At 72.0% G+C, this 22,917-nt stretch carries 17 protein-coding genes; 13 read left to right on the forward strand and 4 right to left on the reverse strand.

What is annotated here, in order from left to right; all coding sequences use genetic code 11:
- Positions 1 to 52: 52 nt before the first annotated feature.
- Positions 53 to 1,009 carry a hypothetical protein gene (locus NI25_RS29515; RefSeq protein ID WP_061445361.1) on the reverse strand — a complete coding sequence of 319 codons (957 nt, stop codon included), beginning with the start codon at positions 1,007 to 1,009 and terminating at the stop codon, positions 53 to 55.
- A gap of 439 nt (positions 1,010 to 1,448) precedes the next feature.
- On the opposite strand from NI25_RS29515, the gene uvrC reads away from it, so the two are divergent.
- The 11 genes from uvrC to pgi all read left to right on the forward strand — a co-directional run bounded on the left by uvrC (position 1,449) and on the right by pgi (position 15,865).
- Positions 1,449 to 3,617, forward strand: a complete 2,169-nt coding sequence (gene uvrC, locus NI25_RS29520) for an excinuclease ABC subunit UvrC (protein ID WP_061445362.1) — start codon at positions 1,449 to 1,451, stop codon at positions 3,615 to 3,617.
- On the forward strand, positions 3,614 to 4,630 hold the full coding sequence (rapZ, locus tag NI25_RS29525; RefSeq protein ID WP_061445363.1) for an RNase adapter RapZ: 1,017 nt from the start codon (positions 3,614 to 3,616) through the stop codon (positions 4,628 to 4,630). The genes uvrC and rapZ overlap by 4 nt, the downstream gene beginning before the upstream one ends.
- 7 nt (positions 4,631 to 4,637) lie before the next feature.
- Positions 4,638 to 5,729: a gluconeogenesis factor YvcK family protein gene (locus tag NI25_RS29530; protein WP_061445364.1), complete on the forward strand. Its 1,092-nt coding sequence runs from the start codon at positions 4,638 to 4,640 to the stop codon at positions 5,727 to 5,729.
- Positions 5,720 to 6,709 carry a DNA-binding protein WhiA gene (gene whiA, locus NI25_RS29535; RefSeq protein ID WP_061445365.1) on the forward strand — a complete coding sequence of 330 codons (990 nt, stop codon included), beginning with the start codon at positions 5,720 to 5,722 and terminating at the stop codon, positions 6,707 to 6,709. The genes NI25_RS29530 and whiA overlap by 10 nt, the downstream gene beginning before the upstream one ends.
- A gap of 176 nt (positions 6,710 to 6,885) precedes the next feature.
- The gene (locus NI25_RS29540; RefSeq protein ID WP_061445366.1) at positions 6,886 to 9,885 is read left to right on the forward strand and encodes a M14 family metallopeptidase; all 3,000 of its coding nucleotides are present in this window, start codon (positions 6,886 to 6,888) and stop codon (positions 9,883 to 9,885) included.
- 227 nt (positions 9,886 to 10,112) lie between these two features.
- Positions 10,113 to 11,123 (forward strand): type I glyceraldehyde-3-phosphate dehydrogenase, encoded by a 1,011-nt coding sequence (gene gap / locus NI25_RS29545; RefSeq protein ID WP_061445367.1) that lies wholly within the window; start codon positions 10,113 to 10,115, stop codon positions 11,121 to 11,123.
- Positions 11,124 to 11,257: 134 nt separating this feature from the next.
- The gene (locus NI25_RS29550; RefSeq protein ID WP_061445368.1) at positions 11,258 to 12,469 is read left to right on the forward strand and encodes a phosphoglycerate kinase; all 1,212 of its coding nucleotides are present in this window, start codon (positions 11,258 to 11,260) and stop codon (positions 12,467 to 12,469) included.
- Positions 12,470 to 12,474: 5 nt separating this feature from the next.
- The gene (gene tpiA / locus NI25_RS29555) at positions 12,475 to 13,251 is read left to right on the forward strand and encodes a triose-phosphate isomerase (RefSeq protein ID WP_061445369.1); all 777 of its coding nucleotides are present in this window, start codon (positions 12,475 to 12,477) and stop codon (positions 13,249 to 13,251) included.
- 145 nt (positions 13,252 to 13,396) lie between these two features.
- On the forward strand, positions 13,397 to 13,633 hold the full coding sequence (secG, locus tag NI25_RS29560) for a preprotein translocase subunit SecG (RefSeq protein ID WP_078884770.1): 237 nt from the start codon (positions 13,397 to 13,399) through the stop codon (positions 13,631 to 13,633).
- Between the two features lie 225 nt (positions 13,634 to 13,858).
- Positions 13,859 to 14,194, forward strand: coding sequence for an RNA polymerase-binding protein RbpA (locus NI25_RS29565; RefSeq protein ID WP_003976875.1), 336 nt, complete (start codon positions 13,859 to 13,861; stop codon positions 14,192 to 14,194).
- A 15-nt stretch (positions 14,195 to 14,209) separates the two neighbouring features.
- On the forward strand, positions 14,210 to 15,865 hold the full coding sequence (gene pgi, locus NI25_RS29570) for a glucose-6-phosphate isomerase (RefSeq protein ID WP_061445371.1): 1,656 nt from the start codon (positions 14,210 to 14,212) through the stop codon (positions 15,863 to 15,865).
- A gap of 38 nt (positions 15,866 to 15,903) precedes the next feature.
- Here the strand turns inward: pgi and NI25_RS29575 are convergent, their stop codons facing one another.
- From NI25_RS29575 to NI25_RS29585, 3 genes are read right to left on the reverse strand one after another with little or no spacing between them, the layout of a single operon-like run.
- On the reverse strand, positions 15,904 to 18,321 hold the full coding sequence (locus NI25_RS29575) for an FtsX-like permease family protein (RefSeq protein ID WP_061445372.1): 2,418 nt from the start codon (positions 18,319 to 18,321) through the stop codon (positions 15,904 to 15,906).
- A gap of 50 nt (positions 18,322 to 18,371) precedes the next feature.
- On the reverse strand, positions 18,372 to 19,139 hold the full coding sequence (locus NI25_RS29580) for an ABC transporter ATP-binding protein (RefSeq protein ID WP_061445373.1): 768 nt from the start codon (positions 19,137 to 19,139) through the stop codon (positions 18,372 to 18,374).
- Positions 19,136 to 19,651 (reverse strand): PadR family transcriptional regulator, encoded by a 516-nt coding sequence (locus NI25_RS29585; protein WP_061445374.1) that lies wholly within the window; start codon positions 19,649 to 19,651, stop codon positions 19,136 to 19,138. The genes NI25_RS29580 and NI25_RS29585 overlap by 4 nt, the downstream gene beginning before the upstream one ends.
- A gap of 159 nt (positions 19,652 to 19,810) precedes the next feature.
- On the opposite strand from NI25_RS29585, the gene NI25_RS29590 reads away from it, so the two are divergent.
- Both NI25_RS29590 and NI25_RS29595 read left to right on the forward strand, forming a co-directional pair.
- Complete coding sequence (locus tag NI25_RS29590) at positions 19,811 to 21,082, forward strand: ABC transporter substrate-binding protein (protein ID WP_061445375.1); 1,272 nt, start codon at positions 19,811 to 19,813, stop codon at positions 21,080 to 21,082.
- A gap of 181 nt (positions 21,083 to 21,263) precedes the next feature.
- Positions 21,264 to 22,889 carry a glycoside hydrolase family 13 protein gene (locus NI25_RS29595; RefSeq protein WP_061445376.1) on the forward strand — a complete coding sequence of 542 codons (1,626 nt, stop codon included), beginning with the start codon at positions 21,264 to 21,266 and terminating at the stop codon, positions 22,887 to 22,889.
- The last annotated feature ends 28 nt before the right edge of the window (positions 22,890 to 22,917 follow it).

Genomic DNA, 22,917 nt, shown 5'->3' on the forward strand with positions numbered 1-22,917 from the left:
CGGCGGGAGACTGACCGGCGGGAGCCGACGCCCTCCCCGGCGCCCCGGCGCCCTACTCCCAGTCCCAGCCGATCCCCAGCATCCCCGACCTGACCCGCGGCTCGACGAGGTGCACCGAGCGGTGCAGTCCGCTGAGCGCCAGCTCCTGCCGGCCGCCGCGCGGCGCCGCTGCGGAGTGCTGTGTGAACCGGTGGCAGCGCACCGGAAGGGCCGCGACGTCGAACCGCACCTGGAGCGCGTACTGCCCGCCCGCCGCACCGAACCCGCGGACGTACTCGCGCGACACACCGGCCGTGCCGTCCTCGACTGCGTAGCGGAAGAGGTGGGTGTCGCCGGCCCCCAGACACGTGTCGAAGAGCAGCTCGGTCACCAGCAGACCGGTCTCGTGGTGGGTGCGCACCCGTCCGGTACGGCAGTTCTCCAGGGCGTGGACGGTCATCCGGGCGGGGACGCACCCCGGGTCGCCGTAGTGGACGGCGACGAAGCGGTCGACGCCGTCCCGGTGGGCGCGGACGATGAGATGCGACTCGCGGCCCGCCAGCTCACGGCGGGGCCCGACGCGGATCCGTTCGTGGTGCCCGAGGGTGTGCACCCCGCCGTCCGGCGACGGGTGTCCCAGTTCGTTCAGCAGCCCGTCCAGGACGCCCGAGGCCGCCAGGTGGGCGCGGTAGGAGCGGCCCGCGGGCCGCCGGTCCCCGTCCGGCGCCTCGGCGCCGGACTCGGCGAGCAGACGTATCAGCGACTCCTCGGGCAGCTGGAGTATCTCCTCCAGGGCCCGCACGGCCCGCAGGGACTCCGGACGCTGCGGGCGCCGGGCCCCCTGCTGCCAGTAGCTCAGGCTCGTGACGCCCACCTTCACCCCGTGGCGCGACAGATGGTGCTGCACGCGCTGCAGCGGCAGCCCGCGCGCGGCGATCGCCGCGCGCAGCGCGACGTGGAAGGGGCCACCGCGCAGGGCCGAGTCGAGTTGCGCCGTGGCGACGTCCGCGTGCTGTGTGGCGTGCGGCATGCAGGGGCCCTTCTGTGAAGTTCACGACGGCTGGTCAGACCGCCGACACGGATCGGCCGGGGCCGCCCCCGGTCACGGCGCAGAGGTCTTCACATCCGTACGCCGCGCTTCAGGCCCCGAGTCCCCCCGCATTGAAGCGTGTTGACCTAGTCCGGACAACACCTGACGCCCGGCCGTCCCGCGCTCCTGGCCGAGAACGCACGGGCCCGTCCCTTCCGGTGGCCACCCGCCGTGACCGGCCGGCCCCGCACCGTCCTCCCCGGCCTCGCCCTCCGACGGTCGCGGGTCTCCTCGCCGACGGCCGGGGGTCTCCCTCTCCCACGGGTGCGGGTCATCCACTGCGGCGGTCGCCGGTCGTCCCCGCCGGCTGTCCACAGGGGCCCGGCCCGTCGTCCACAGCCCCGCCGCGGTGTCGGTCCGCGCCAGTAGGGTGTGAGTCATGGCCGACCCCTCCAGCTACCGCCCCAGGCCGGGATCGATCCCGGACTCCCCGGGGGTGTACAGGTTCCGTGACGAGCACCGCCGGGTGATCTACGTCGGAAAGGCGAAGAGCCTGCGCCAGCGCCTGGCGAACTACTTCCAGGACCTGGCGCACCTGCACCCGCGCACCCGCACCATGGTCACCACGGCCGCGTCCGTGGAGTGGACGGTGGTGTCCACGGAGGTCGAGGCCCTCCAGCTGGAGTACTCCTGGATCAAGGAGTACGACCCCCGGTTCAACGTCAAGTACCGCGACGACAAGAGTTACCCGTACCTCGCGGTGACGATGAACGAGGAGTTCCCGCGCGTCCAGGTGATGCGCGGCCACAAGAAGAAGGGCGTGCGCTACTTCGGGCCGTACGGGCACGCCTGGGCGATCCGCGACACGGTCGACCTCCTGCTGCGCGTCTTCCCGGTGCGCACCTGTTCCACGGGCGTCTTCAAGAACGCCGCCCGCACCGGCCGCCCCTGTCTGCTCGGCTACATCGGCAAGTGCTCCGCGCCCTGCGTCGGCCGGATCACGCCCGACGACCACTGGGACCTGGCCGACGAGTTCTGCGACTTCATGGCCGGCCGCACCGGCACCTACCTGCGCCGCCTGGAGCGGCAGATGGCCGATGCCGCGGAGGAGATGGAGTACGAGCGGGCGGCGCGCCTGCGAGACGACATCGGGGCCCTCAAGAAGGCCATGGAGAAGAGCGCGGTCGTGCTCGCCGACGCCACCGACGCCGACCTGATCGCGGTCGCCGAGGACGAGCTGGAGGCGGCCGTCCAGATCTTCCACGTGCGCGGCGGACGCGTGCGCGGTCAGCGCGGCTGGGTCACCGACAAGGTGGAGGAGATCACCACCGGCGCCCTGGTCGAGCACGCCCTCCAGCAGCTGTACGGCGAGGAGAGCGGGGACGCCGTGCCCAAGGAGGTCCTGGTCCCCGCCCTGCCCGACCCGGTCGAGCCCGTCCAGCAGTGGCTGACCGAGCGCCGGGGGTCCGGCGTTTCGTTGCGCATCCCGCAGCGCGGCGACAAGAAGGCGCTGATGGAGACCGTCCAGCGCAACGCCCAGCAGGCACTCGTCCTGCACAAGACCAAGCGCGCCTCCGACCTGACGACGCGCTCGCGCGCGCTCGAGGAGATCGCCGAGGCCCTCGACCTCGACAGCGCCCCGCTGCGCATCGAGTGCTACGACATCTCGCACCTCCAGGGCGACGACGTCGTGGCCTCCATGGTCGTCTTCGAGGACGGGCTGGCCCGGAAGAGCGAATACCGGCGGTTCCAGATCAAGGGCTTCGAGGGACAGGACGACGTCCGTTCCATGCACGAGGTCATCACCCGCCGCTTCCGCCGCTATCTCGCCGAGAAGGAGAAGACCGGCGAGTGGGCGGACGGCGAGTCGCTCACCGACGGCGAGCGGCACACCGGCGACGGGCCGCACACCGGCCCCGGGCCGCACCCCGGCGGCGAAGCCGGCCCGGCCGGCCGGACCGCCCCGGACGACGGCGAGGCGCTCACCCACGGCCCGGCGCTCAAGGACGACGACGGCCGGCCCAAGAGGTTCGCCTACCCGCCGCAGCTCGTCGTCGTCGACGGCGGACAGCCGCAGGTCGCCGCCGCCCAGCGGGCGCTGGACGAGCTGGGCATCGACGACATCGCCGTGTGCGGTCTCGCCAAGCGCCTGGAGGAGGTCTGGGTGCCCCGCGAGGACGACCCGGTCGTCCTGCCCCGCACCAGCGAAGGCCTCTACCTGCTGCAGCGGGTCCGCGACGAGGCCCACCGCTTCGCGATCACCTATCAGCGCACCAAGCGCGCCAAACGCTTCCGCGCCGGGCCGCTGGACGACGTGCCCGGCCTGGGTGAGACCCGCAAACAGGCGCTGATCAAGCACTTCGGTTCGGTGAAGCGGCTGCGGGCGGCGACGATCGACCAGATCTGCGAGGTGCCCGGCATAGGCCGCAAGACCGCCGAGACCGTGGCCGTGGCCCTGGCCGGCGCCACCCCGGCCGGGCCCGCCGTGAACACGGCGACCGGAGAGATCATGGATGACGACGACGGGGCACCCGAGACGACGGCGGATGCCCCGGGGGAGCCCGTGTCCGCGGGCACCCCGGACGAACGACGGGGGCAGGAGAGATGACCGAGCACGAGGCGCAGCCCGCAGCCGGACGAGAACAGACGCAGTCCGCGGCGGAACGGGAACAGACCCGGCGCACAGCGGAACGAGAACAGACCCGCAACGACGGAGCACAGGTGAGTACGGGCAAGGAAACAGCCGGGACGCACGAAGCGGCCATCCCCGAGCTGGTGATCATCTCCGGCATGTCCGGGGCCGGCCGCTCGACGGCCGCCAAGTGTCTGGAGGACCTGGGCTGGTTCGTCGTCGACAACCTCCCGCCCGCGCTGATCCCCACCATGGTGGAGCTCGGCGCCCGCTCCCAGGGCAACGTGGCCCGCATCGCGGTGGTCGTCGACGTCCGCGGCCGGCGCTTCTTCGACAACCTGCGCGAGTCCCTCGCGGACCTCGACGCCCGCGGCGTCACCCGCCGGATCGTCTTCCTGGAGTCCTCCGACGACGCCCTGGTACGCCGCTTCGAGTCGGTGCGGCGCCCGCACCCCCTCCAGGGCGACGGCCGCATCGTCGACGGCATCGCCGCCGAGCGCGAGCTGCTGCGGGAGCTGCGCGGCGACGCCGACCTGGTGATCGACACCTCCAGCCTCAACGTGCACGAGCTGCGCGCCAAGATGGACGCCCAGTTCGCCGGCGAGGAGGAGCCCGAGCTGCGGGCCACGGTGATGTCCTTCGGCTTCAAGTACGGCCTCCCGGTCGACGCCGACCTCGTCGTCGACATGCGCTTCCTGCCCAACCCGCACTGGGTCCCGGAGCTGCGCCCCTTCACCGGCCTGAACGAGGAGGTGTCGAGCTACGTCCTCAACCAGCCCGGGGCCAAGGAGTTCCTCGACCGCTACGCCGAGCTGCTCCAGCTGATCGCCGCGGGCTACCGTCGGGAGGGCAAGCGCTATGTGACCGTCGCCGTCGGCTGCACCGGCGGCAAGCACCGGTCCGTGGCCATGTCGGAGAAGCTCGCCGCCCGGCTCGCCGCCGAGGGTGTGGAGACTGTGGTCGTCCACCGGGACATGGGACGGGAATGACAGGGGAATGACAGGACGCACTCCGCGGCTGAGCCGGCTGCGCCGGGTGGTGCCCGAGGGACGCGGCGGCAGACCCGCCGACGCCCGCGCGGCCCGGTCCGAACAGGCGCGCGGCGGCAAGCCGCGCCGCCGGGGCGCCCAGCCCAAGGTCGTCGCCCTCGGCGGCGGCATGGGCCTGTCCGCCTCGCTCGCCGCACTGCGCCGGATCACCGGCGACCTCACCGCCGTCGTCACCGTGGCCGACGACGGCGGCTCCAGCGGGCGGCTCCGCGACGAGCTGGGCGTGCTGCCGCCCGGCGACCTGCGCAAGGCGCTGGCCGCGCTGTGCGGGGACGACGACTGGGGCCAGACCTGGGCCCGCGTCATCCAGCACCGCTTCCAGTCCCAGGGCGACCTGCACGAACACGCGGTCGGCAATCTGCTGATCGTCGCCCTGTGGGAGCAGCTCGGCGACCACGTCCAGGCGCTGGATCTGGTGGGCAAGCTGCTCGGCGCGCACGGGCGGGTGCTGCCCATGTCCGCCGTCCCGCTGGAGCTCCAGGCCCTGGTCAGGGGCCACGACCCGGAGCGGCCCGACGAGGTGGACACCGTACGGGGGCAGGCGACCGTGGCGCTCACGCCGGGCGAGGTGCAGTCCGTGCACCTGGTGCCCAGCGACCCGCCGGCCGTCCCCGACGCGGTCGACGCCGTCCTGGACGCCGACTGGGTGGTGCTCGGCCCCGGCTCCTGGTTCTCCTCGGTCATCCCGCACCTGCTCGTGCCCGAACTGCTGGACGCGCTGGTCGAGACGAAGGCGCGCCGGGTGCTCTCGTTGAACCTCGCCCCGCAGCCCGGAGAAACTGAGGGCTTCTCCCCGCAGCGTCATTTGGAGGTTTTGGGACGACACGCCCCTAAACTCGCCCTGGACGTGGTGCTGGCCGACGAGGCCGCCGTGCCCGACCGTGACTCGCTGACCGACGCCGCGAAACGGTTCGGCGCCGCGGTCGAGCTGGCTCCGGTCGCCCGGACCGACGGGACCCCGAGGCACGACCCGGAGCTGCTGGCCGCCGCGTACGACCGTATTTTTCGGATGCATGGAAGGATCGGCCCATGGCGATGACGGCAGCGGTGAAGGACGAGATCTCCCGGCTCCCCGTCACCCGGACCTGCTGCAGAAAGGCGGAGGTCTCCGCCGTTCTGCGGTTCGCCGGCGGCCTTCACCTGGTGAGCGGGCGCATCGTGATCGAGGCGGAGCTGGACACCGCGCGGGCCGCCCGCCGGCTCAAGCAGGACATCCTGGAGATCTTCGGGCACGGTTCGGAGCTGATCGTGATGGCGCCCGGCGGACTGCGCCGCGGTTCGCGCTTCGTCGTGCGGGTGGTCGCCGGCGGTGACCAGCTGGCCCGGCAGACCGGCCTGGTGGACGGCCGGGGCCGGCCCATCCGGGGGCTGCCGCCGCAGGTGGTCTCGGGGGCCACCTGCGACGCCGAGGCCGCCTGGCGCGGGGCCTTCCTGGCGCACGGCTCGCTCACCGAGCCCGGCCGTTCCTCCTCCCTGGAGGTGACCTGCCCGGGCCCCGAGGCGGCGCTCGCCCTGGTCGGCGCCGCCCGCCGGCTGTCGATCCCCGCCAAGGCCCGCGAGGTGCGCGGCGTCGACCGGGTCGTGGTCCGCGACGGCGACGCGATCGGCGCGCTGCTCACCCGGCTCGGCGCCCACGACTCGGTGCTGGCCTGGGAGGAGCGCAGGCTGCGGCGCGAGGTCCGCGCCACCGCCAACCGGCTCGCCAACTTCGACGACGCCAACCTGCGCCGTTCCGCCCGCGCGGCCGTCGCCGCCGGTGCCCGGGTCCAGCGCGCGCTGGAGATCCTCGCCGACGACGTGCCCGAGCACCTCGCCGCCGCGGGCCGGCTGCGCATGGAGCACAAGCAGGCCTCCCTGGAGGAGCTGGGCGCCCTCGCCGACCCGCCGCTGACCAAGGACGCCGTGGCCGGCCGTATCCGCCGCCTGCTGGCCATGGCCGACAAGCGGGCCTCGGACCTCGGCATCGCCGGCACGGACGCCAACCTCGGCGAGGAGCTGGCCGACAACCTCGTCGGCTGACCCCACGGATCCCGGCCGCCAACGAGCCGGTGCCGGCGCCCACTTGGGTGACCGGTACCGGCTTCGGCGTGTCCTTGCCGCACTCTTGACTCGATCATGAGCTGTCATGAGCCTGGCACCTGTTCGCCACTGTGGCGGACCCAGGCCTGTCGGACAGGCCCCACCTAGGGGGGTACATGAGACGAAGAGCGAGATCGATCCTCGCCCTCGGCGCGCTCCTGATCGGCGGAGCGGGCTTCGCACCCATCGCCCAGGCACAACCCGCGGACCCGGCGACCCCGGACGCGGACGAAGTGAAGGTCTTCCGCGCCGACGTCACCAAGGAGCAGGTACCCCTGCTGCTGGCCGCCGGCCAGGACGGCCACGAGCTCGGCGAGCAGGTACCCGACCGCGGCACGGCCGCCGTGGAGCTCTACCTCACCGAGAAGCAGGCCGGCACGCTGGAGAAACAGGGCGTCGACCTCACCGAGCACACCCTGTCCGCCCAGGCCGAGCAGCGGGTCGAGAGCGCCGCCGACGGAGTCTTCCGCCCGTACAGCGGCAGCGGCGGCCTGCGCGAGGAGATCCTGCGGACCGCCCGGGAGAACCCCGGTCTGACCAAGGTCGTCTCCATCGGGAAGACCGTGCGGGGCCAGGACATCCTGGCGCTCAAGCTCACCAAGCACGCGAAGAAGTCGAGGGACGGCTCCAAGCCGTCCGTCCTCTACATGTCCAACCAGCACGCGCGCGAGTGGATCACCCCGGAGATGACCCGGCGGCTGATGCACCACTACCTGGACAACTACAAGAACGACCGGCGGATCAGGAAGATCGTCGACTCCACCGAACTGTGGTTCGTCCTGTCGGCCAACCCCGACGGCTACGACTACACCTTCGAGAGCGACGACAACCGCCTCTGGCGCAAGAACCTGCGCGACGTCAACGGCGACGGCGCGATCAGCACCGGCGACGGCGTCGACCTCAACCGCAACTTCGCCTACAAGTGGGGCTACGACGACGAGGGCTCGTCCCCCAACCCCACCAGCGAGACCTACCGCGGCGCGAGCCCCGGCTCCGAGCCCGAGACCAAGGCGCTCGACGCCTTCCAGAAGCGGATCGGCTTCACGTACGGCATCAACTACCACTCCGCCGCCGAGCTCCTCCTCTACGGCGTCGGCTGGCAGGTGGCCACCAACACCCCGGACGACGTCCTCTACAAGGCGCTCGCCGGCACGCCCGACAACTCCGCGATCCCCGGCTACCACCCGCAGGTCTCCTCCGAGCTGTACACCACCAACGGCGAGGCCGACGGGCACGCGGCCAACGTCAACGGCATGGCGATGTTCACCCCGGAGATGTCGACCTGCCAGACGGCCTCCGACGTGGACCCCGACGACCAGTGGAACGCGCGCGACTGCCAGTCGGGCTTCAACTTCCCCGACGACGAGAAACTGATCCAGCAGGAGTTCGCCAAGAACATCCCCTTCGCGCTCTCCGTCGCCGAGAGCGCCGCCCACCCCGACCGGCCGTCCTCCTCGGTCGGCCTGGACGCCGCCGCCTTCACCCCGGCCCCCTTCACCACCTCCTACGCGCGCGGCGCCGACCAGGAGGTCTCCGTCGTCGTCCGCAAGTCCGTGCGCGACAAGGAGCTGCAGTACCGCGTCAACGGCGGACGCACCCACGACACGGAACTGCGGCCCTGGCGGGGCGGCGAGACGTACGGCGGGGAGGACAACCTCTACTTCGACGAATACCGGGCCAGCGTCCGGGGCGCCGACCCCGGCGACCGCGTCGAGGTCTGGTTCACCGGCGAGACACCGCGCGGCACCCACGACAGCCACGACCGGCACGGCAAGCACGACCGGCACGGCAAACGCACCGAGAGCGCGCACTTCACGTACACGGTCGCCGAGCGGCCCCGCGCCGACGTCCTCGTCGTCGCGGAGGAGGGCGCGAAGGCCACACAGACGCAGACGTACGTGGACGCCCTCAAGGCCAGCGGCCACCGCGCCGCCGTCTGGGACGTCGCCACGCAGGGCGCTCCCGACGCGCTCGGCGTCCTCGGCCACTTCGACACCGTCGTCCATTACACGGGCGCCGCGGTGCCCGGCAACGCCACCCAGCTCCAGCTGCGCGCCTTCCTCAACGAGGGCGGCAAGCTGATCGAGGCCGGCGAGCAGGCCGGCGGCGACGTCGACCTCGGCGGCGGCACCCTCTCCGACGACTTCAGCCAGTACTACCTGGGCGCCTACACCCGCACCGCCACCTCGGGCGCCACGGGCTTCACCGGCTCCGGCAAGCTCGGCGGAACCGGCGGGACCCTCGGCGACGCCCCCGGCAACCCGCTGGACGCCGCCGGAACCTACAGCGTGACCTCCGACGAGCTGGACCCCGACGCCTACCCGCAGTTCGCGAGCGCGGGCGCCGGCGAGTTCGCCGGGACGGTCAACCCGTACGGGCCCTACGCGGGGGAGTGGATGGCCGCCGCCGTCCACACCGACGACGCCTACAAGCGCCTCACCCGCACCGTCGACCTCACCGGTGTCACCGCCGCCGACCGCCCCACGCTCCGCACCCGGCTGCTGTGGGACACCGAGCGCGGTTACGACCACGCCCTGGTCGAGGCGCACACCACCGGCGCCGACGACTGGACCACGCTGCCCGAGGCGAACGGCGCCACCGGCACCGCCGTACCCGCGGAGTGCGCCGCCGGCTTCTACATGGGCGAGCACCCCTGGCTCGGGCACTACCTGACCCTGTCCGACGAGGGCTGCACCGCGACCGGCACCACCGGTCAGTGGAACAGCCTCACCGGCTCCTCCGGGGGCTGGAAGCAGGTCGAGTTCGACCTGAGCGCCTACGCCGGGAAGTCCGTCGAGCTGTCGATCGCCTACGTCACCGACCCGGGCAGCGGCGGCCGCGGCGTCCTCGCCGACGAGGCATCCCTGGTCGTCGGCGGCACGGCGACGCAGACCGAGGGCTTCGAGTCCTCGCTGGGCGCCTGGCAGGTCTCGGGACCGCCCGAGGGCAGCCCCGCCGTCCTGAAGGACTGGACCCGCACCGGGACCCTGTTCCAGACCTACGGCGCCGTCACCACGGACGACACCGTGCTGCTCGGCTTCGGCCTGGAGCACCTCGCCGAGCCGGCCGCCCGCGCGGCACTGGTCCAGCAGGCGCTGCGTGCCCTGGACGAGTGAAGACCGGCCTGCGGGGGACTGGTCCGGTGTAGCGAAATCGGGTGATCGGTCCCCGGCGCCCGGGGCGGTCCGTACCCCTACTGGCGGGTACGGACCGCCCTGCCGGGTATGGGCCGTCTCGATGTCACCCCCGACGCCGTGGAGAGGTAGGGTCGGAGGTGGTCGGGGACATCCCAAATACAGCTCGCCGGCACATCGGGCCGGCGTACCAACGAGGAGATCGGTTCGTGACGATCCGCGTAGGCATCAACGGCTTTGGCCGCATCGGTCGTAACTACTTCCGCGCGCTGCTGGAGCAGGGTGCGGACATCGAGATCGTGGCTGTCAACGACCTGGGTGACACCGCGACCACCGCCCACCTGCTGAAGTACGACACCATCCTCGGCCGCCTCAAGGCGGAGGTCTCGCACACCGAGGACACCATCACCGTCGACGGCAAGACCATCAAGGTCCTGTCCGAGCGCAACCCGGCCGACATCCCGTGGGGCGAGCTGGGCGTCGACATCGTGATCGAGTCGACCGGCATCTTCACGAAGAAGGCGGACGCGGAGAAGCACATCGCCGGTGGTGCGAAGAAGGTCCTCATCTCGGCCCCGGCCAAGGACGAGGACATCACCATCGTGATGGGCGTCAACCAGGACAAGTACGACCCGGCGAACCACCACGTCATCTCCAACGCCTCCTGCACCACCAACTGTGTGGCGCCGATGGCGAAGGTCCTCGACGAGAACTTCGGCATCGTCAAGGGCCTGATGACGACGGTGCACGCGTACACGAACGACCAGCGCATCCTGGACTTCCCGCACAAGGACCTGCGCCGCGCCCGTGCCGCCGCGGAGAACATCATCCCGACCACCACGGGTGCCGCCAAGGCCACCGCGCTGGTCCTGCCGCAGCTCAAGGGCAAGCTCGACGGCATCGCGATGCGCGTCCCGGTCCCGACCGGCTCGGCCACCGACCTGGTCGTGGAGCTCCAGCGCGAGGTCACCAAGGACGAGGTCAACGCCGCGTTCAAGAAGGCCGCCGACGGCGGCGACCTCAAGGGCTTCCTGTTCTACACCGAGGACCCGATCGTCTCCTCGGACATCGTCGGCGACGCGGCCTCCTGCACCTTCGACTCGTCCATGACGATGGTCCAGGACGGCAAGTCGGTGAAGATCCTCGGCTGGTACGACAACGAGTGGGGCTACTCGAACCGCCTCGTCGACCTCACGGTCTTCGTCGGCAACCAGCTCTGATCGACTTCAGCAAGGCACCTCGATGCGGTAGCAGGGCTCGGGCAGCGCAAGGTCGCGCCGTCCGGGCCCTGCGTCGCGTCCGCCGCCACCAGCCCTCGTAGGATCACGAGCGATCCGAGAACCCAGGAGCCCTCTTGAAGACGATCGACGAACTGCTCTCCGAAGGCGTCGCGGGCAAGCGCGTCTTCGTCCGCGCCGACCTGAACGTCCCGCTGGACGGCACCACCATCACCGACGACGGCCGCATCCGCGCCGTGGTGCCCACCGTCAAGGCGCTGGCCGACGCGGGCGCCCGCGTGATCGTGGCCTCGCACCTGGGCCGCCCCAAGGGCGCCCCGGACCCCGCCTTCTCCCTCGCCCCGGCCGCCGCCCGCCTCGGTGAACTGCTCGGCACCGACGTCGCCTTCGCCGAGGACACGGTCGGCACCTCCGCCGAGGCCGTCGTCTCCGGCCTCGCCGACGGCCAGGTCGCCGTCATCGAGAACCTGCGCTTCAACGCGGGCGAGACCAGCAAGGACGACGCCGAGCGCGCCGCCTTCGCCGACAAGCTGGCCGGCCTCGCGGACGTCTACGTCGGTGACGGCTTCGGCGCGGTGCACCGCAAGCACGCGTCGGTCTTCGACCTGCCGAAGCGGCTGCCGCACTACGCCGGGTACCTCATCGCGACCGAGGTCGGCGTCCTCAAGAAGCTCACCGACGAGGTGAAGCGCCCGTACGTCGTCGCCCTCGGCGGGGCCAAGGTCTCCGACAAGCTCGCCGTCATCGACCAGCTGCTCGGCAAGGCCGACCGGCTCCTCATCGGCGGCGGCATGGCCTACACCTTCCTCAAGGCCAAGGGGTACGAGGTCGGCATCTCCCTGCTCCAGGAGGACCAGATCCCGGCGGTCACGGAGTACATCGAGCGCGCCGAGAAGAACGGCGTCGAGCTCGTCCTGCCGGTCGACGTCCTGGTCGCGTCCGAGTTCCCGGACCTCAAGACCAAGGCCCCGGCCAACCCCGCCACCGTCGCCGCGGACGCCATCCCGGCCGACCAGGAGGGTCTGGACATCGGTCCCGAGACCCGCAAGCTGTACGCATCGAAGCTCGCCGACGCCGCCACCGTCTTCTGGAACGGCCCCATGGGCGTCTTCGAGCACCCCGACTACGCCGAGGGCACCAAAGCGGTCGCCCAGGCCCTCGTCGACGCCCCGGGCTTCACGGTGGTCGGCGGCGGCGACTCCGCCGCCGCCGTGCGCACGCTCGGTTTCGACGAGAACGCATTCGGCCACATCTCGACCGGCGGCGGCGCCTCCCTCGAATACCTCGAGGGCAAGACGCTCCCCGGCCTCGCCGCACTGGAGGACTGACCCCGATGACCACCCGCACGCCGCTGATGGCGGGCAACTGGAAGATGAACCTCAACCACCTGGAGGCCATCGCCCACGTCCAGAAGCTCGCCTTCGCCCTCGCGGACAAGGACTACGACGCCGTCGAGGTCGCCGTCCTCGCCCCCTTCACCGACCTGCGCTCCGTGCAGACCCTGGTCGACGGGGACAAGCTCAAGATCAAGTACGGTGCCCAGGACATCTCCGCCCACGACGGCGGCGCCTACACCGGTGAGATCTCGGGCCCGATGCTGGCCAAGCTGAAGTGCACGTACGTGGCCGTCGGCCACTCCGAGCGCCGCCAGTACCACGCCGAGACCGACGAGATCGTCAACGCCAAGGTCAAGGCCGCCTACAAGCACGGCCTGACCCCGATCCTGTGCGTCGGCGAGGAGCTGGACGTCCGTGAGGCGGGCAACCACGTCGCGCACACCCTCGCCCAGGTCGAGGGCGGCCTCAAGGACCTCCCGGCCGAGCAGGCCGAGACCGTCGTGATCGCCTACGAGCCCGTGTGGGCCATCGGCACCGGCAAGGTCTGCGGCGCCGACGACGCCCAGGAGGTCTGCGCGGCGATCCGCGGCAAGCTCGCCGAGCTGTACTCCCAGGAGCTGGCCGACAAGGTCCGCATCCAGTACGGCGGCTCCGTCAAGTCCGGCAACGTCGCCGAGATCATGGCGAAGCCCGACATCGACGGTGCCCTGGTCGGCGGCGCCTCGCTGGACTCGGACGAGTTCGTCAAGATCGTCCGCTTCCGCGACCAGTAGCCGGCGCCCGGTCGAGAGGCAGATCGACCAGTGAGTATGCGCTAGCGGCGATACGTCGTACCCTTGCGGGGGCATGGTGGCCTGCTGTCACCGTGCCCCCGTCGTTCACCGTCGTTCATCCGAATCCGAGGAAGTTGGTCCAGCCGTGGTTTTGGGGTTCTCGATCGCCCTGATCGTCTTCAGCCTGCTGCTGATGCTGCTGGTGCTGATGCACAAGGGCAAGGGCGGCGGTCTCTCCGACATGTTCGGTGGCGGCATGCAGTCGTCCGTCGGCGGCTCCTCGGTCGCCGAGCGCAACCTCGACCGGATCACCGTCGTGGTCGGTCTGCTCTGGTTCGCGTGCATCGTGGTGCTCGGCCTGCTCATGAAGGCCAACAACTGACCCCTCACGACGAACCGTCACGCTGACCCGTCAGCACATGTGCACGTAAAGCCCCATGTCCGGTACGCGCTCCACCGCGCGGCCTATCATGGGGCTTGCGTCTGCGCATCGGAGCTTGTAACTCCAATCACTGGACGCGCGTTGGGCCTTACGTAGACTGAGGCGCTCGCAGCGAAGCGAAACGCCGACTCGCTTTGCGGCACCATCACGCAGGGAGTTACGACCGTGGCAAGTGGCAACGCGATCCGGGGAAGCCGGGTCGGGGCGGGGCCGATGGGCGAGGCCGAGCGCGGCGAGTCCGCGCCGCGTCTGCGCATCTCCTTCTGGTGCTCCAACGGACACGAGACACAGCCGAGCTTCGCGAGCGACGCCCAGGTCCCGGAGACCTGGGACTGCCCGCGCTGCGGCTTCCCCGCCGGACAGGACCGGGACAACCCACCGGACCCCCCGCGCACCGAGCCCTACAAGACCCACCTGGCGTACGTGCGCGAGCGGCGCAGCGACGCGGACGGCGAGGCGATCCTCGCCGAGGCACTCGCGAAACTGCGCGGCGAGATCTAGAGGGCCGAGTCCGACGTGAACGCAGACGGCGGTACCAGGCTGCACCAGAGGCCCGAATGGGCCGCGCTGACCAAGCACCGCGAGCAGCTGGGCGAGGTGCGGCTGCGTGAGCTGTTCGCCGCGGACCCGGGGCGCGGCACCGGCTGGACGCTCCGCGTGGGAGATCTCCACGTCGACTACTCGAAGCATCTCGTCACCGACGAGACGCTGGCCCTGCTCCAGGAACTGGCTGCCGCGACCGATGTGTTCGGGCTGCGCGACGCCATGTTCCGCGGTGAGCGGATCAACATCACCGAGGACCGGGCGGTCCTGCACACCGCGCTGCGCGCCCCGAGGGACGCGGTGATCGAGGTGGACGGCGAGAACGTCGTTCCCCAGGTCCACGCGGTGCTCGACAAGATGGCCGGCTTCGCCGACCGGGTCCGCTCCGGCGAGTGGACCGGCCACACGGGCAAGCGCATCAAGAACGTCGTCAACATCGGCATCGGCGGCTCCGACCTGGGCCCCGCGATGGCCTACGAGGCGCTGCGCGCCTTCACCGACCGCTCCCTCACGCTGCGGTTCGTCTCCAACGTGGACGGCGCCGACCTGCACGAGGCGGTCCGGGACCTGGACCCGGCCGAGACGCTGTTCATCATCGCCTCCAAGACCTTCACCACCATCGAGACGATCACCAACGCCACCTCGGCGCGCTCCTGGCTGCTGGCCGGCCTCGGCGGCGACGAGAAGGCGGTCGCGAAGCACTTCGTGGCCCTGTCGACGAATGCCGGGAAGGTCGCGGACTTCGGCATCGACACGGCCAACATGTTCGAGTTCTGGGACTGGGTCGGCGGCCGGTACTCCTACGACTCGGCCATCGGCCTGTCCCTGATGATCGCCATCGGCCCGGACCGCTTCCGCGAGATGCTCGACGGCTTCCGCATCGTCGACGAGCACTTCCGCACCGCCCCGGCCGAGTCCAACGTGCCGTTGCTCCTGGGCCTGTTGGGCGTCTGGTACGGCGACTTCCTGGACGCGCAGTCGCACGCGGTGCTGCCGTACAGCCACTACCTGTCGAAGTTCACCGCGTATCTCCAGCAGCTCGACATGGAGTCCAACGGCAAGTCCGTCGACCGCGAGGGCAATCCCGTGGAGTGGCAGACCGGGCCGGTGGTCTGGGGCACGCCGGGCACCAACGGGCAGCACGCGTACTACCAGTTGATCCACCAGGGCACGAAGCTGATCCCGGCGGACTTCATCGGCTTCGCCCGCCCGGTGGCCGAGCTGAGCGACGGACTGAAGGCCCAGCACGACCTGCTGATGGCCAACTTCTTCGCCCAGACCCAGGCCCTCGCCTTCGGCAAGACCCCCGACGAGGTACGCGCCGAGGGGGTGCCCGAGGAGCTGGTCCCGCACAAGACCTTCCGCGGCAACCACCCCACCACGACGATCCTGGCCGCCGAACTGACCCCGTCCGTCCTCGGCCAGCTGATCGCCCTCTACGAGCACAAGGTGTTCGTCCAGGGCGCGGTCTGGAACATCGACTCCTTCGACCAGTGGGGCGTCGAACTCGGCAAGGTGCTCGCCAAGCGGATCGAGCCCGCCCTCACCGAGGGGACGGAAGTCCCGGGCCTGGACGCCTCCACCAAGGCACTGGTCGCCGCCTACCGGGAGCTGCGCGGCCGGCAGTGAACCGAACGGGGGGCGCGGTGGCCCGGCGTCCGTACCGGTCAGGCCACCGCGCTCAGCGTGTCCGCGAGCCGCCGCCGGGCCGCCCGCGCCGACGGCACCGCGGCCAGCGCCGCCGCACCGAGCACGGCCCCCGTGCCGACGACCACCAGGAGGACGGGGGAGGGGGACCGGGCGATGCCCGCGCCGATGCCGCTGGAGGCGCCCTGGGCGTCGATCAGCCAGTGGGCGAGCGGCAGCCCGAGGGCGGCGGCGAGGAGCACGGCCGCCAGGGCGGTGCAGGCCGTGGCCGTGACGGTGACGCCGGTGATCTGGCGCGGGGAGAGTCCGATTGCCTTGAGCGCGAGCAGGTCCCGTTCGCCCTCCCGGACGGTGCCGCCGATCGCCGTGAGCAGTTCGATCAGACCGACGAGCGCGAGGACGGCGACCAGTCCGAGGACCACCCCGCGCAGCGGGGAGAGCCCGTCGGCCGGGTTCGCCACCGCATGCACGTCGAGCCTGCCGTGCCCGGCTTCGGTGAGCCGCCCGGCGACCTCGTCCGGATCGGCACCGGCGTGCAGACGTAGCTGGTAGAGGGCCGGTTCGAGCCGTGGATCGTTCTCCCGGAGGGTGTCCAGGGAGGTCGAGATCACCCGGCCGGCGTTCTCCGGCTCGATGCTGCGGCCCACGATGTGCAGGATCTGCGGCCGGTCGCCGACGGTCATCCGCACCCAGTCGCCGACCTCCACCTCCAGCAGGTCCAGCAGCCCCTGCCCGGCCACCGCCTCGTCCGGTCCCTGCGCGCGGCGGCCCTCGGCCAGGGCGTACGGGTAGGGGTCCGCCCGGGTGCCGAGCCCGCGCAGCGCGATCGTCGCGGTCTGCCCCGGCACGAGGGCGGCCACCTCGACGCCCGGGTAGGCGGCGGCGACCCCGGGGTCGCGCTCCAGCAGGGCGCGGATGCCGCGCTCGTCGTCATCGGCGTCCACGCGGGCGGTCAGCGCGGTCGGCAGGCCGATCTGCTCGGGGCTGCTGTGGAAGCGGTCGATGGTGGTCCACGCGCTCATCGCCACCACGATCAGCAGCAGCGGCAGCGTGAGCCGCGCCACCGTGGCGAACGAGCGCGGGCGGCGGGCGAACGCCTTGTGCCAGCCGAGCACGAGCGCGGGCGGCACCCGCACCTCCAGTGCGCGCACCACGGGCGACGCATCGGCACCCGGGGCACCGGCACCGGCCTCGCCGGAACCCCGGCCACCAGGTCCCCGGGCACCACGCCCCCGCGCCCCGGCTCCCACTGGCACCCGCAACACCCGCAGCCCCAGTACCCGCCGAGCCGCCCCGGACAGCCCGCCGCCCTGGGCCCCCGCCGGGCGCGGCAGCGGAACCGGCGGCACCCGGCCCGCCCGCCACGCCGCGAGTCCGGTGGTGGCACCGATGAACAGCACCGCGCACGCCGGTACGACGAACAGCGCGATCGTGTGCCCGGGCAGCCCCTGCCACACCCCGACCGCGTCTCCGAGCCGCCCCGGCACCCGGCTGCCGAGGGCCTGGGTGAGCGCGGCGGCGGCCACCGCGCCGAGCAGCGCGTAGGCGAGGTGCTGGAGCAGGAAGACCCGTACGACCTGGCCCGGCGTGAAGCCGATCGCCTTCAGCACCGAGATGTCCCGCAGATGCCCTCTGATCCGGGTGCCGATCGCCCCGTGCACCGCCAGCCCCGCGGCGAGCAGCGCGCCCAGTCCGAACAGGCCGAGGACCTGACCGAGCAGCCGGTTGTCGCCCTGGGCCTCCGCGCGGGCCTGCTCCCAGGTGGAGACCTGCCCGATCGCCCCGGCACCCAGCACGGTCACCGCCCGCTGCACGGCGTAGTCCGTCTCCCCGGGATCGGTCAGCCGCAACCCGATCACCTGACCGCCGGGGTCGGGCACCGCGTCCGGCGGTGCCCACACCAGTCCCGGCTGCTCGCCCGGCCGGTAGCGGCGCTCGGGACTGTCGGCGATGCCGAGCACCGTGAGGGTCCGCGGGGTGCCGGGCAGGGTGAGGGTGTCACCGGGCTGGGCCAGCAGCGCGCGGGCGAGGCGGGTCTCCAGGACCACCCCGTCGGGGTCGCCGGCGTCGAGCCAGTGCCCGGCGGTGAGCAGCGGACGCCCCACGTCGGGCCGCTCGGCGGTGCCGCGCAGTTCGACGGAGGCCCGGGTGCCGCGTACGGCGACGGTGGCGGAGGCGGTGGGGTAGGGGCCGGCGACGGACTGGACGCCGTCCAGCGCGGCCAGCTCGCCGGTGTCGGCGGCGCGGTCGGTGTGCAGCCAGACGTGGGCGCCGCGCGCCTGCGTGAAGACCCGCTGCCAGGGGTTGGTCGCATACCCGAACAGAGCCGTGGCGAGCAGCAGCGACGCGACGATCCCGGCGGTGGCGAGCACGAGGAACAGCGCCTCGCCCCGGTGGGTGCGCAGATCGGAGTGGGCCCAGCGCAGGGTGGCTCGCACGGCCTCAGCCCTCCGGTGCGCGGTGCGCGCGGTGGTCGTACGCCCGCATGTCAGTCCTTGAGTTCCAGGACGGCGGACGCACCGGGGCGGCGGCGCGGTGGCGCGGCGGCGTCCAGCTCGGCGTCGTCGGCTATCCGCCCGTCGAAGAAGCTGATCACCCGGGCGGCGGCGCTGGCGAGCCGCGCGTCATGGGTGACCAGCACGATGGTCTGGCCCCGCTGGTGGAAGCGGGACAGCAGCCGCATCACCTCGCGGGTGCCCTTGCTGTCCAGGCTGCCCGCGGGCTCGTCCGCCAGCAGCAGCGGCGGATGGTTGACCAGCGCCCGGGCCAGCGCCACCCGCTGCTGCTCGCCGCCGGACAGCTCGCCGGGCATGCTGCGCTCCTTGCCCGTCAGGCCCAGCTCGGCCAGCAGCTCCTCGCGCTCGGCGCGCGCCCGCTTCGGCGGCAGCCCGGCGAGCAGGGCGGGCAGCTCCACGTTGTCGGCGACGGACAGGTCGGAGACCAGGTTGAAGAACTGGAAGACGATCCCGATCCGCTTCCTGCGCTCCACGGCCCAGCGCGCCTCGCCGTAGGCGTCGGTGCACGCGCCGTCCAGCCAGATGCTGCCCGCGTCCGGCCGCTGGAGCCCGCCGAGCAGGTGCAGCAGCGTCGACTTCCCGGCCCCGGACGGCCCGGTGACCGCCACGAACTCCCCGCGCCGCACCGTCAGGTCCACGCCGCGCACGGCGTGCGCCGGGGCGCCCTCGCCGTGGTGCGTCTTGACCAGGCCCTCGGCGCGCAGCACGGGAGCGGGGTCGGCACTCGCCGCAGCGCTCACTCCAGCTCCTCCAGCTCTTCCTGGCACCGCTCCAGCCAGTCGAGGTCGGCCTGCAGGTGCAGCATCGCGCCCTCGATGAGGAGGTGGGCGATGCGGTTGTCCCGGTCTTCGGCGGCGGCCAGCTTCGACAGCTGCCGCATCGTGTTCAGGTACTGCCGCCGCTGCTTGTTGATCAGGGCGATCTGGTCGGCGAGCCCGGTCTGCGGAGCCAGGGCGAGCTTCATGAAGAACTCGTCCCGCACCCGCGGCTCGTCCGCCGTCTCCTCGTACCAGGCCCGCAGCTCGTCGCGCCCGGCGTCGGTGAGGTGGTAGACCTTCTTGTTGGGCCGGCTCGACTGCTCGACGTCCTCGCCCTCGATCAGTCCCGTCTTCTCGAGACGGCCGAGGGTGACGTAGATCTGGCCGACGTTCGGCTGAGGGTACGCGGAGCCCAGCAGTTGCTCAAGGTCCTGCTTCAGCTCGTAGCCGTGGGCCGGACCGCGGGCCAGGAGAGCCAGGAGGTGCAGGCGCACTCAGCCGTCCTCCCGCTTCTGGTCGAGTCCCCGGATGTGCTCCACGCCCTAGTATCGCGCATACCTAACAGGTATACATGGCCTCTGACCGGGACGAGGGCGCCCGGTGCCGGTGCGAGCCGGCGAGACCGGTGTACGAGGGCGTACAGGGAGGAACCTATGCGGTGGATCCACGCCGCCGGTAGGGGCCTCCTCGTCCTCCTCGTCGTCCTGACCGGGTACGCCGCCTCCGGCGCCCGCGCGCAGGAGGGCGCCGCGAGCGGCCGGGGCCCGCTCACCCTGGCCACCGCCGGCGACCTCACCGGCTACCTCGGCCCGCTCCTCGAGGGCTGGAACCGCGCCCACCCCGGCGAACGGGTCACCCTCGTCGAACTGCCCGACTCCGCCGACGAGACCCGCGCGCAGATGGCCACCGACCTGCGCGACGGCGGCCGGCACCGCTTCGACGTCCTCAACATCGACGTCAACTGGACCTCCGAGTTCGCCGCCGCCGACTGGATACGCCCGCTGCCCCGCGACCGCTTCCCGCTCGGTACCTTCCTGCCGCCGGTCGTCGGCACCGCGACCTACGACGGCCGGCTCTACGCCGTCCCGTACGTCACCAACGCCGGTCTGCTCCTGTACCGCAAGGACGTCCTCGCCGCCGAGGGCGTCCCGCCGCCGCGTACCTGGGCGGAGCTGGAGCGGTACGCCGAGACCATCGCCCCGAAGCACGGACTGGACGGTTACGCGGGCCAGTTCCTGCCCTACGAGGGCCTGACCGTGAACGCCGCCGAGTCCGTCTACTCGGCCGGGGGCAGCATCCTCGGCGACGAGGGCGAACGCGTCACCGTGAACTCGGCGGCGGCCCGCGAGGGCATCGGTTTCCTGGCGCGCGGGGTGCGCGAGGGCTGGATACCGAAGGCGGCGCTGACCTACAAGGAGGAGGAGTCCAAGCAGGCCTTCCAGGACGGCCGCCTGCTCTTCCTGCGCAACTGGCCCTACGCCTACGTCAGCGCCTCCGCCCCGGACTCCGCGGTCGCCGGGAAGGTCGGCGCCGTACCGCTGCCCGGCCCCGGCGGCCCCGGCACCAGCGTCCTCGGCGGCTCCAACCTGGCCGTCGGCACCCACGCCGAGCACCCCGACTCGGCCGCGCGCCTCATCGCGTACCTCACCAGCGAGCGCGTCCAGCGCCAGGTCCTCACCCGTGGCGCGCTGCCGCCCGTGCGGGCCGACCTGTACGAGGACCCCGCGCTCGTCGAGGCGTTCCCCTACCTGCCGACCCTGCGCGAGAGCGTGCTCGCCGCCGCCCCGCGCCCCAAGAGCCCGCGCTACGACCAGGTCAGCCTGGCCGTCCAGGCGGTCGTGCACGACGCGATGACCGGCCGGCAGACGCCCGAGGCGGCGGTGCGGCGGCTGGCGCGCGAGCTGGCCGCCATCTCGCGGCACTGAATCCCTCTAGATGCGTGTTAGGTAACGCCGAAGTCTCATCTGCGTTCTCAGTGCGGTGAAAAATCCGCCTATGCTGCCCCAACCACTGAGTAGCTTTCGTTCTTTTCGTTGACACCCTCGCGACATCGCTACCTAACATGCATGCACAACAGCGACGGCTCTCAACAGACAGGTCCTCGGGGTGAACAGGCACCACTGGTGGCGTGACGCGGTGATCTACCAGGTCTACGTCCGCAGCTTCCTCGACAGCACCGGCGACGGCGTCGGCGATCTCGCCGGTGTCCGGGCCGGACTGCCCTACCTGCGCAAACTCGGCGTGGACGGGATCTGGCTGAGCCCCTTCTACCCCTCGCCCCAGCACGACCACGGCTACGACGTCGCCGACTACCGGGGCGTCGACCCGCTCTTCGGCGACCTCGACGAGTTCGACGCACTGGTCGCCGCGGCCCGCCGCCTCGGCATCCGGGTCCTGCTCGACATCGTCCCCAACCACTGCTCCAGCGAGCACCCGTGGTTCCGCGAGGCGCTGGCGTCCCGGCCCGGCAGCCCGGCCCGTGCCCGCTTCCACTTCGCCGACGGCCGCGGACCGGACGGGGACGAGCCGCCCAACAACTGGCACGCCATGTTCGGCGGCCCCGCCTGGACCCGCGTGACGGAGCCCGACGGCCGCCCCGGCCAGTGGTACCTGCACATGTTCACGCCCGAACAGCCGGACTGGAACTGGCGCACCCCCGAGGTCGCCGCCGAGTTCGACCGGATACTCCGCTTCTGGCTGGACCGGGGCGTCGACGGATTCCGCATCGACGTCGCCGCCGGCCTCTACAAGCACCCCGAGCTGCCCGACTCCCCGGACCCGGAGGCCGACGCCCGCACCCGCGACTCGGTCAACCCGCTGGCCTGGAACCAGCCCGAGGTGCACGACGTGTGGCGGCACTGGCGCGCGGTCTGCGAGGAGTACACCGCCCGCGACGGCCGCGAACGCCTCCTCGTCGGCGAGGTCTCGGTCCCCAGCGCCCGCGAACACGCCCGCTACGTCCGGCCCGACGAACTCCACCAGGCCTTCTTCTTCGACCTGCTCGGCGCGCCCTGGGACCCCGACGCCTTCCGCAAGGTCATCTCCGAGGCCATGCAGGACATCGCCGGCACCGGCTCCACGGTCACCTGGGTCCTCAACAACCACGACCAGGTCCGCACCGTCACCCGTTACGGCGAACCCGCCACCGACGGCAGCGGACTCGGCCCCGCCCGCGCCCGCGCCGCCGCCCTGCTGATGCTGGCGCTGCCCGGCGCCGCGTACATCTACCAGGGCGAGGAACTGGGTCTGCCCGAGGTCGTCGACCTGCCCGACGACGTGCTCACCGACCCGATCTTCCACCGCACGGGCAGCCGCGCCAGGGTCCGCGACGGCTGCCGGGTGCCGCTGCCCTGGTCGGGACAGGCGTCCCCGTTCGGCTTCACCTCCGGTGAAGGGAGCGCCAAGCCGTGGCTGCCGCAGCCCGAGTACTTCGCCGCGTACGCCACCGACCGCGCCCTCGCCGACACCCGCTCCTTCTGGCACCTCTACCGCGACGGCCTGCAACTCCGTTCCGAACTGCCGCAACTGGGCGAGGGCACCCTGCGCTGGCTGGACACCCCGCCCGGCGTGCTGGCCTTCGTCCGCGGCGACGGCCTGGTCTGCGCCGTCAACTTCGGCACCGCCCCCACGCCCGCCCCCGTCCCCGGCGCCCCGCTGCTCACCAGCGACGGCCCCTGCCCGCCCGGCGTGCTGCCCGGCTCCACCGCCGCCTGGTGGATCGCCGGCCTCTGACCTCGCTCCACCCGACCCTTCGAAGGGA

It is taken from the genome of Streptomyces sp. CCM_MD2014, assembly GCF_000772045.1.
Classification (GTDB): Bacteria; Actinomycetota; Actinomycetes; order Streptomycetales; family Streptomycetaceae; genus Streptomyces; species Streptomyces salinarius.

Bases quoted from the DNA above. Each gene is read 5' to 3' on its own strand.
- NI25_RS29515 (WP_061445361.1), bottom strand. From the start codon at position 1,009: ATGCCGCACGCCACACAGCACGCGGACGTCGCCACGGCGCAACTCGAC.
- uvrC (WP_061445362.1), top strand. From the start codon at position 1,449: ATGGCCGACCCCTCCAGCTACCGCCCCAGGCCGGGATCGATCCCGGAC.
- rapZ (WP_061445363.1), top strand. From the start codon at position 3,614: ATGACCGAGCACGAGGCGCAGCCCGCAGCCGGACGAGAACAGACGCAG.
- NI25_RS29530 (WP_061445364.1), top strand. From the start codon at position 4,638: ATGACAGGACGCACTCCGCGGCTGAGCCGGCTGCGCCGGGTGGTGCCC.
- whiA (WP_061445365.1), top strand. From the start codon at position 5,720: ATGGCGATGACGGCAGCGGTGAAGGACGAGATCTCCCGGCTCCCCGTC.
- NI25_RS29540 (WP_061445366.1), top strand. From the start codon at position 6,886: ATGAGACGAAGAGCGAGATCGATCCTCGCCCTCGGCGCGCTCCTGATC.
- tpiA (WP_061445369.1), top strand. From the start codon at position 12,475: ATGACCACCCGCACGCCGCTGATGGCGGGCAACTGGAAGATGAACCTC.
- NI25_RS29590 (WP_061445375.1), top strand. From the start codon at position 19,811: ATGCGGTGGATCCACGCCGCCGGTAGGGGCCTCCTCGTCCTCCTCGTC.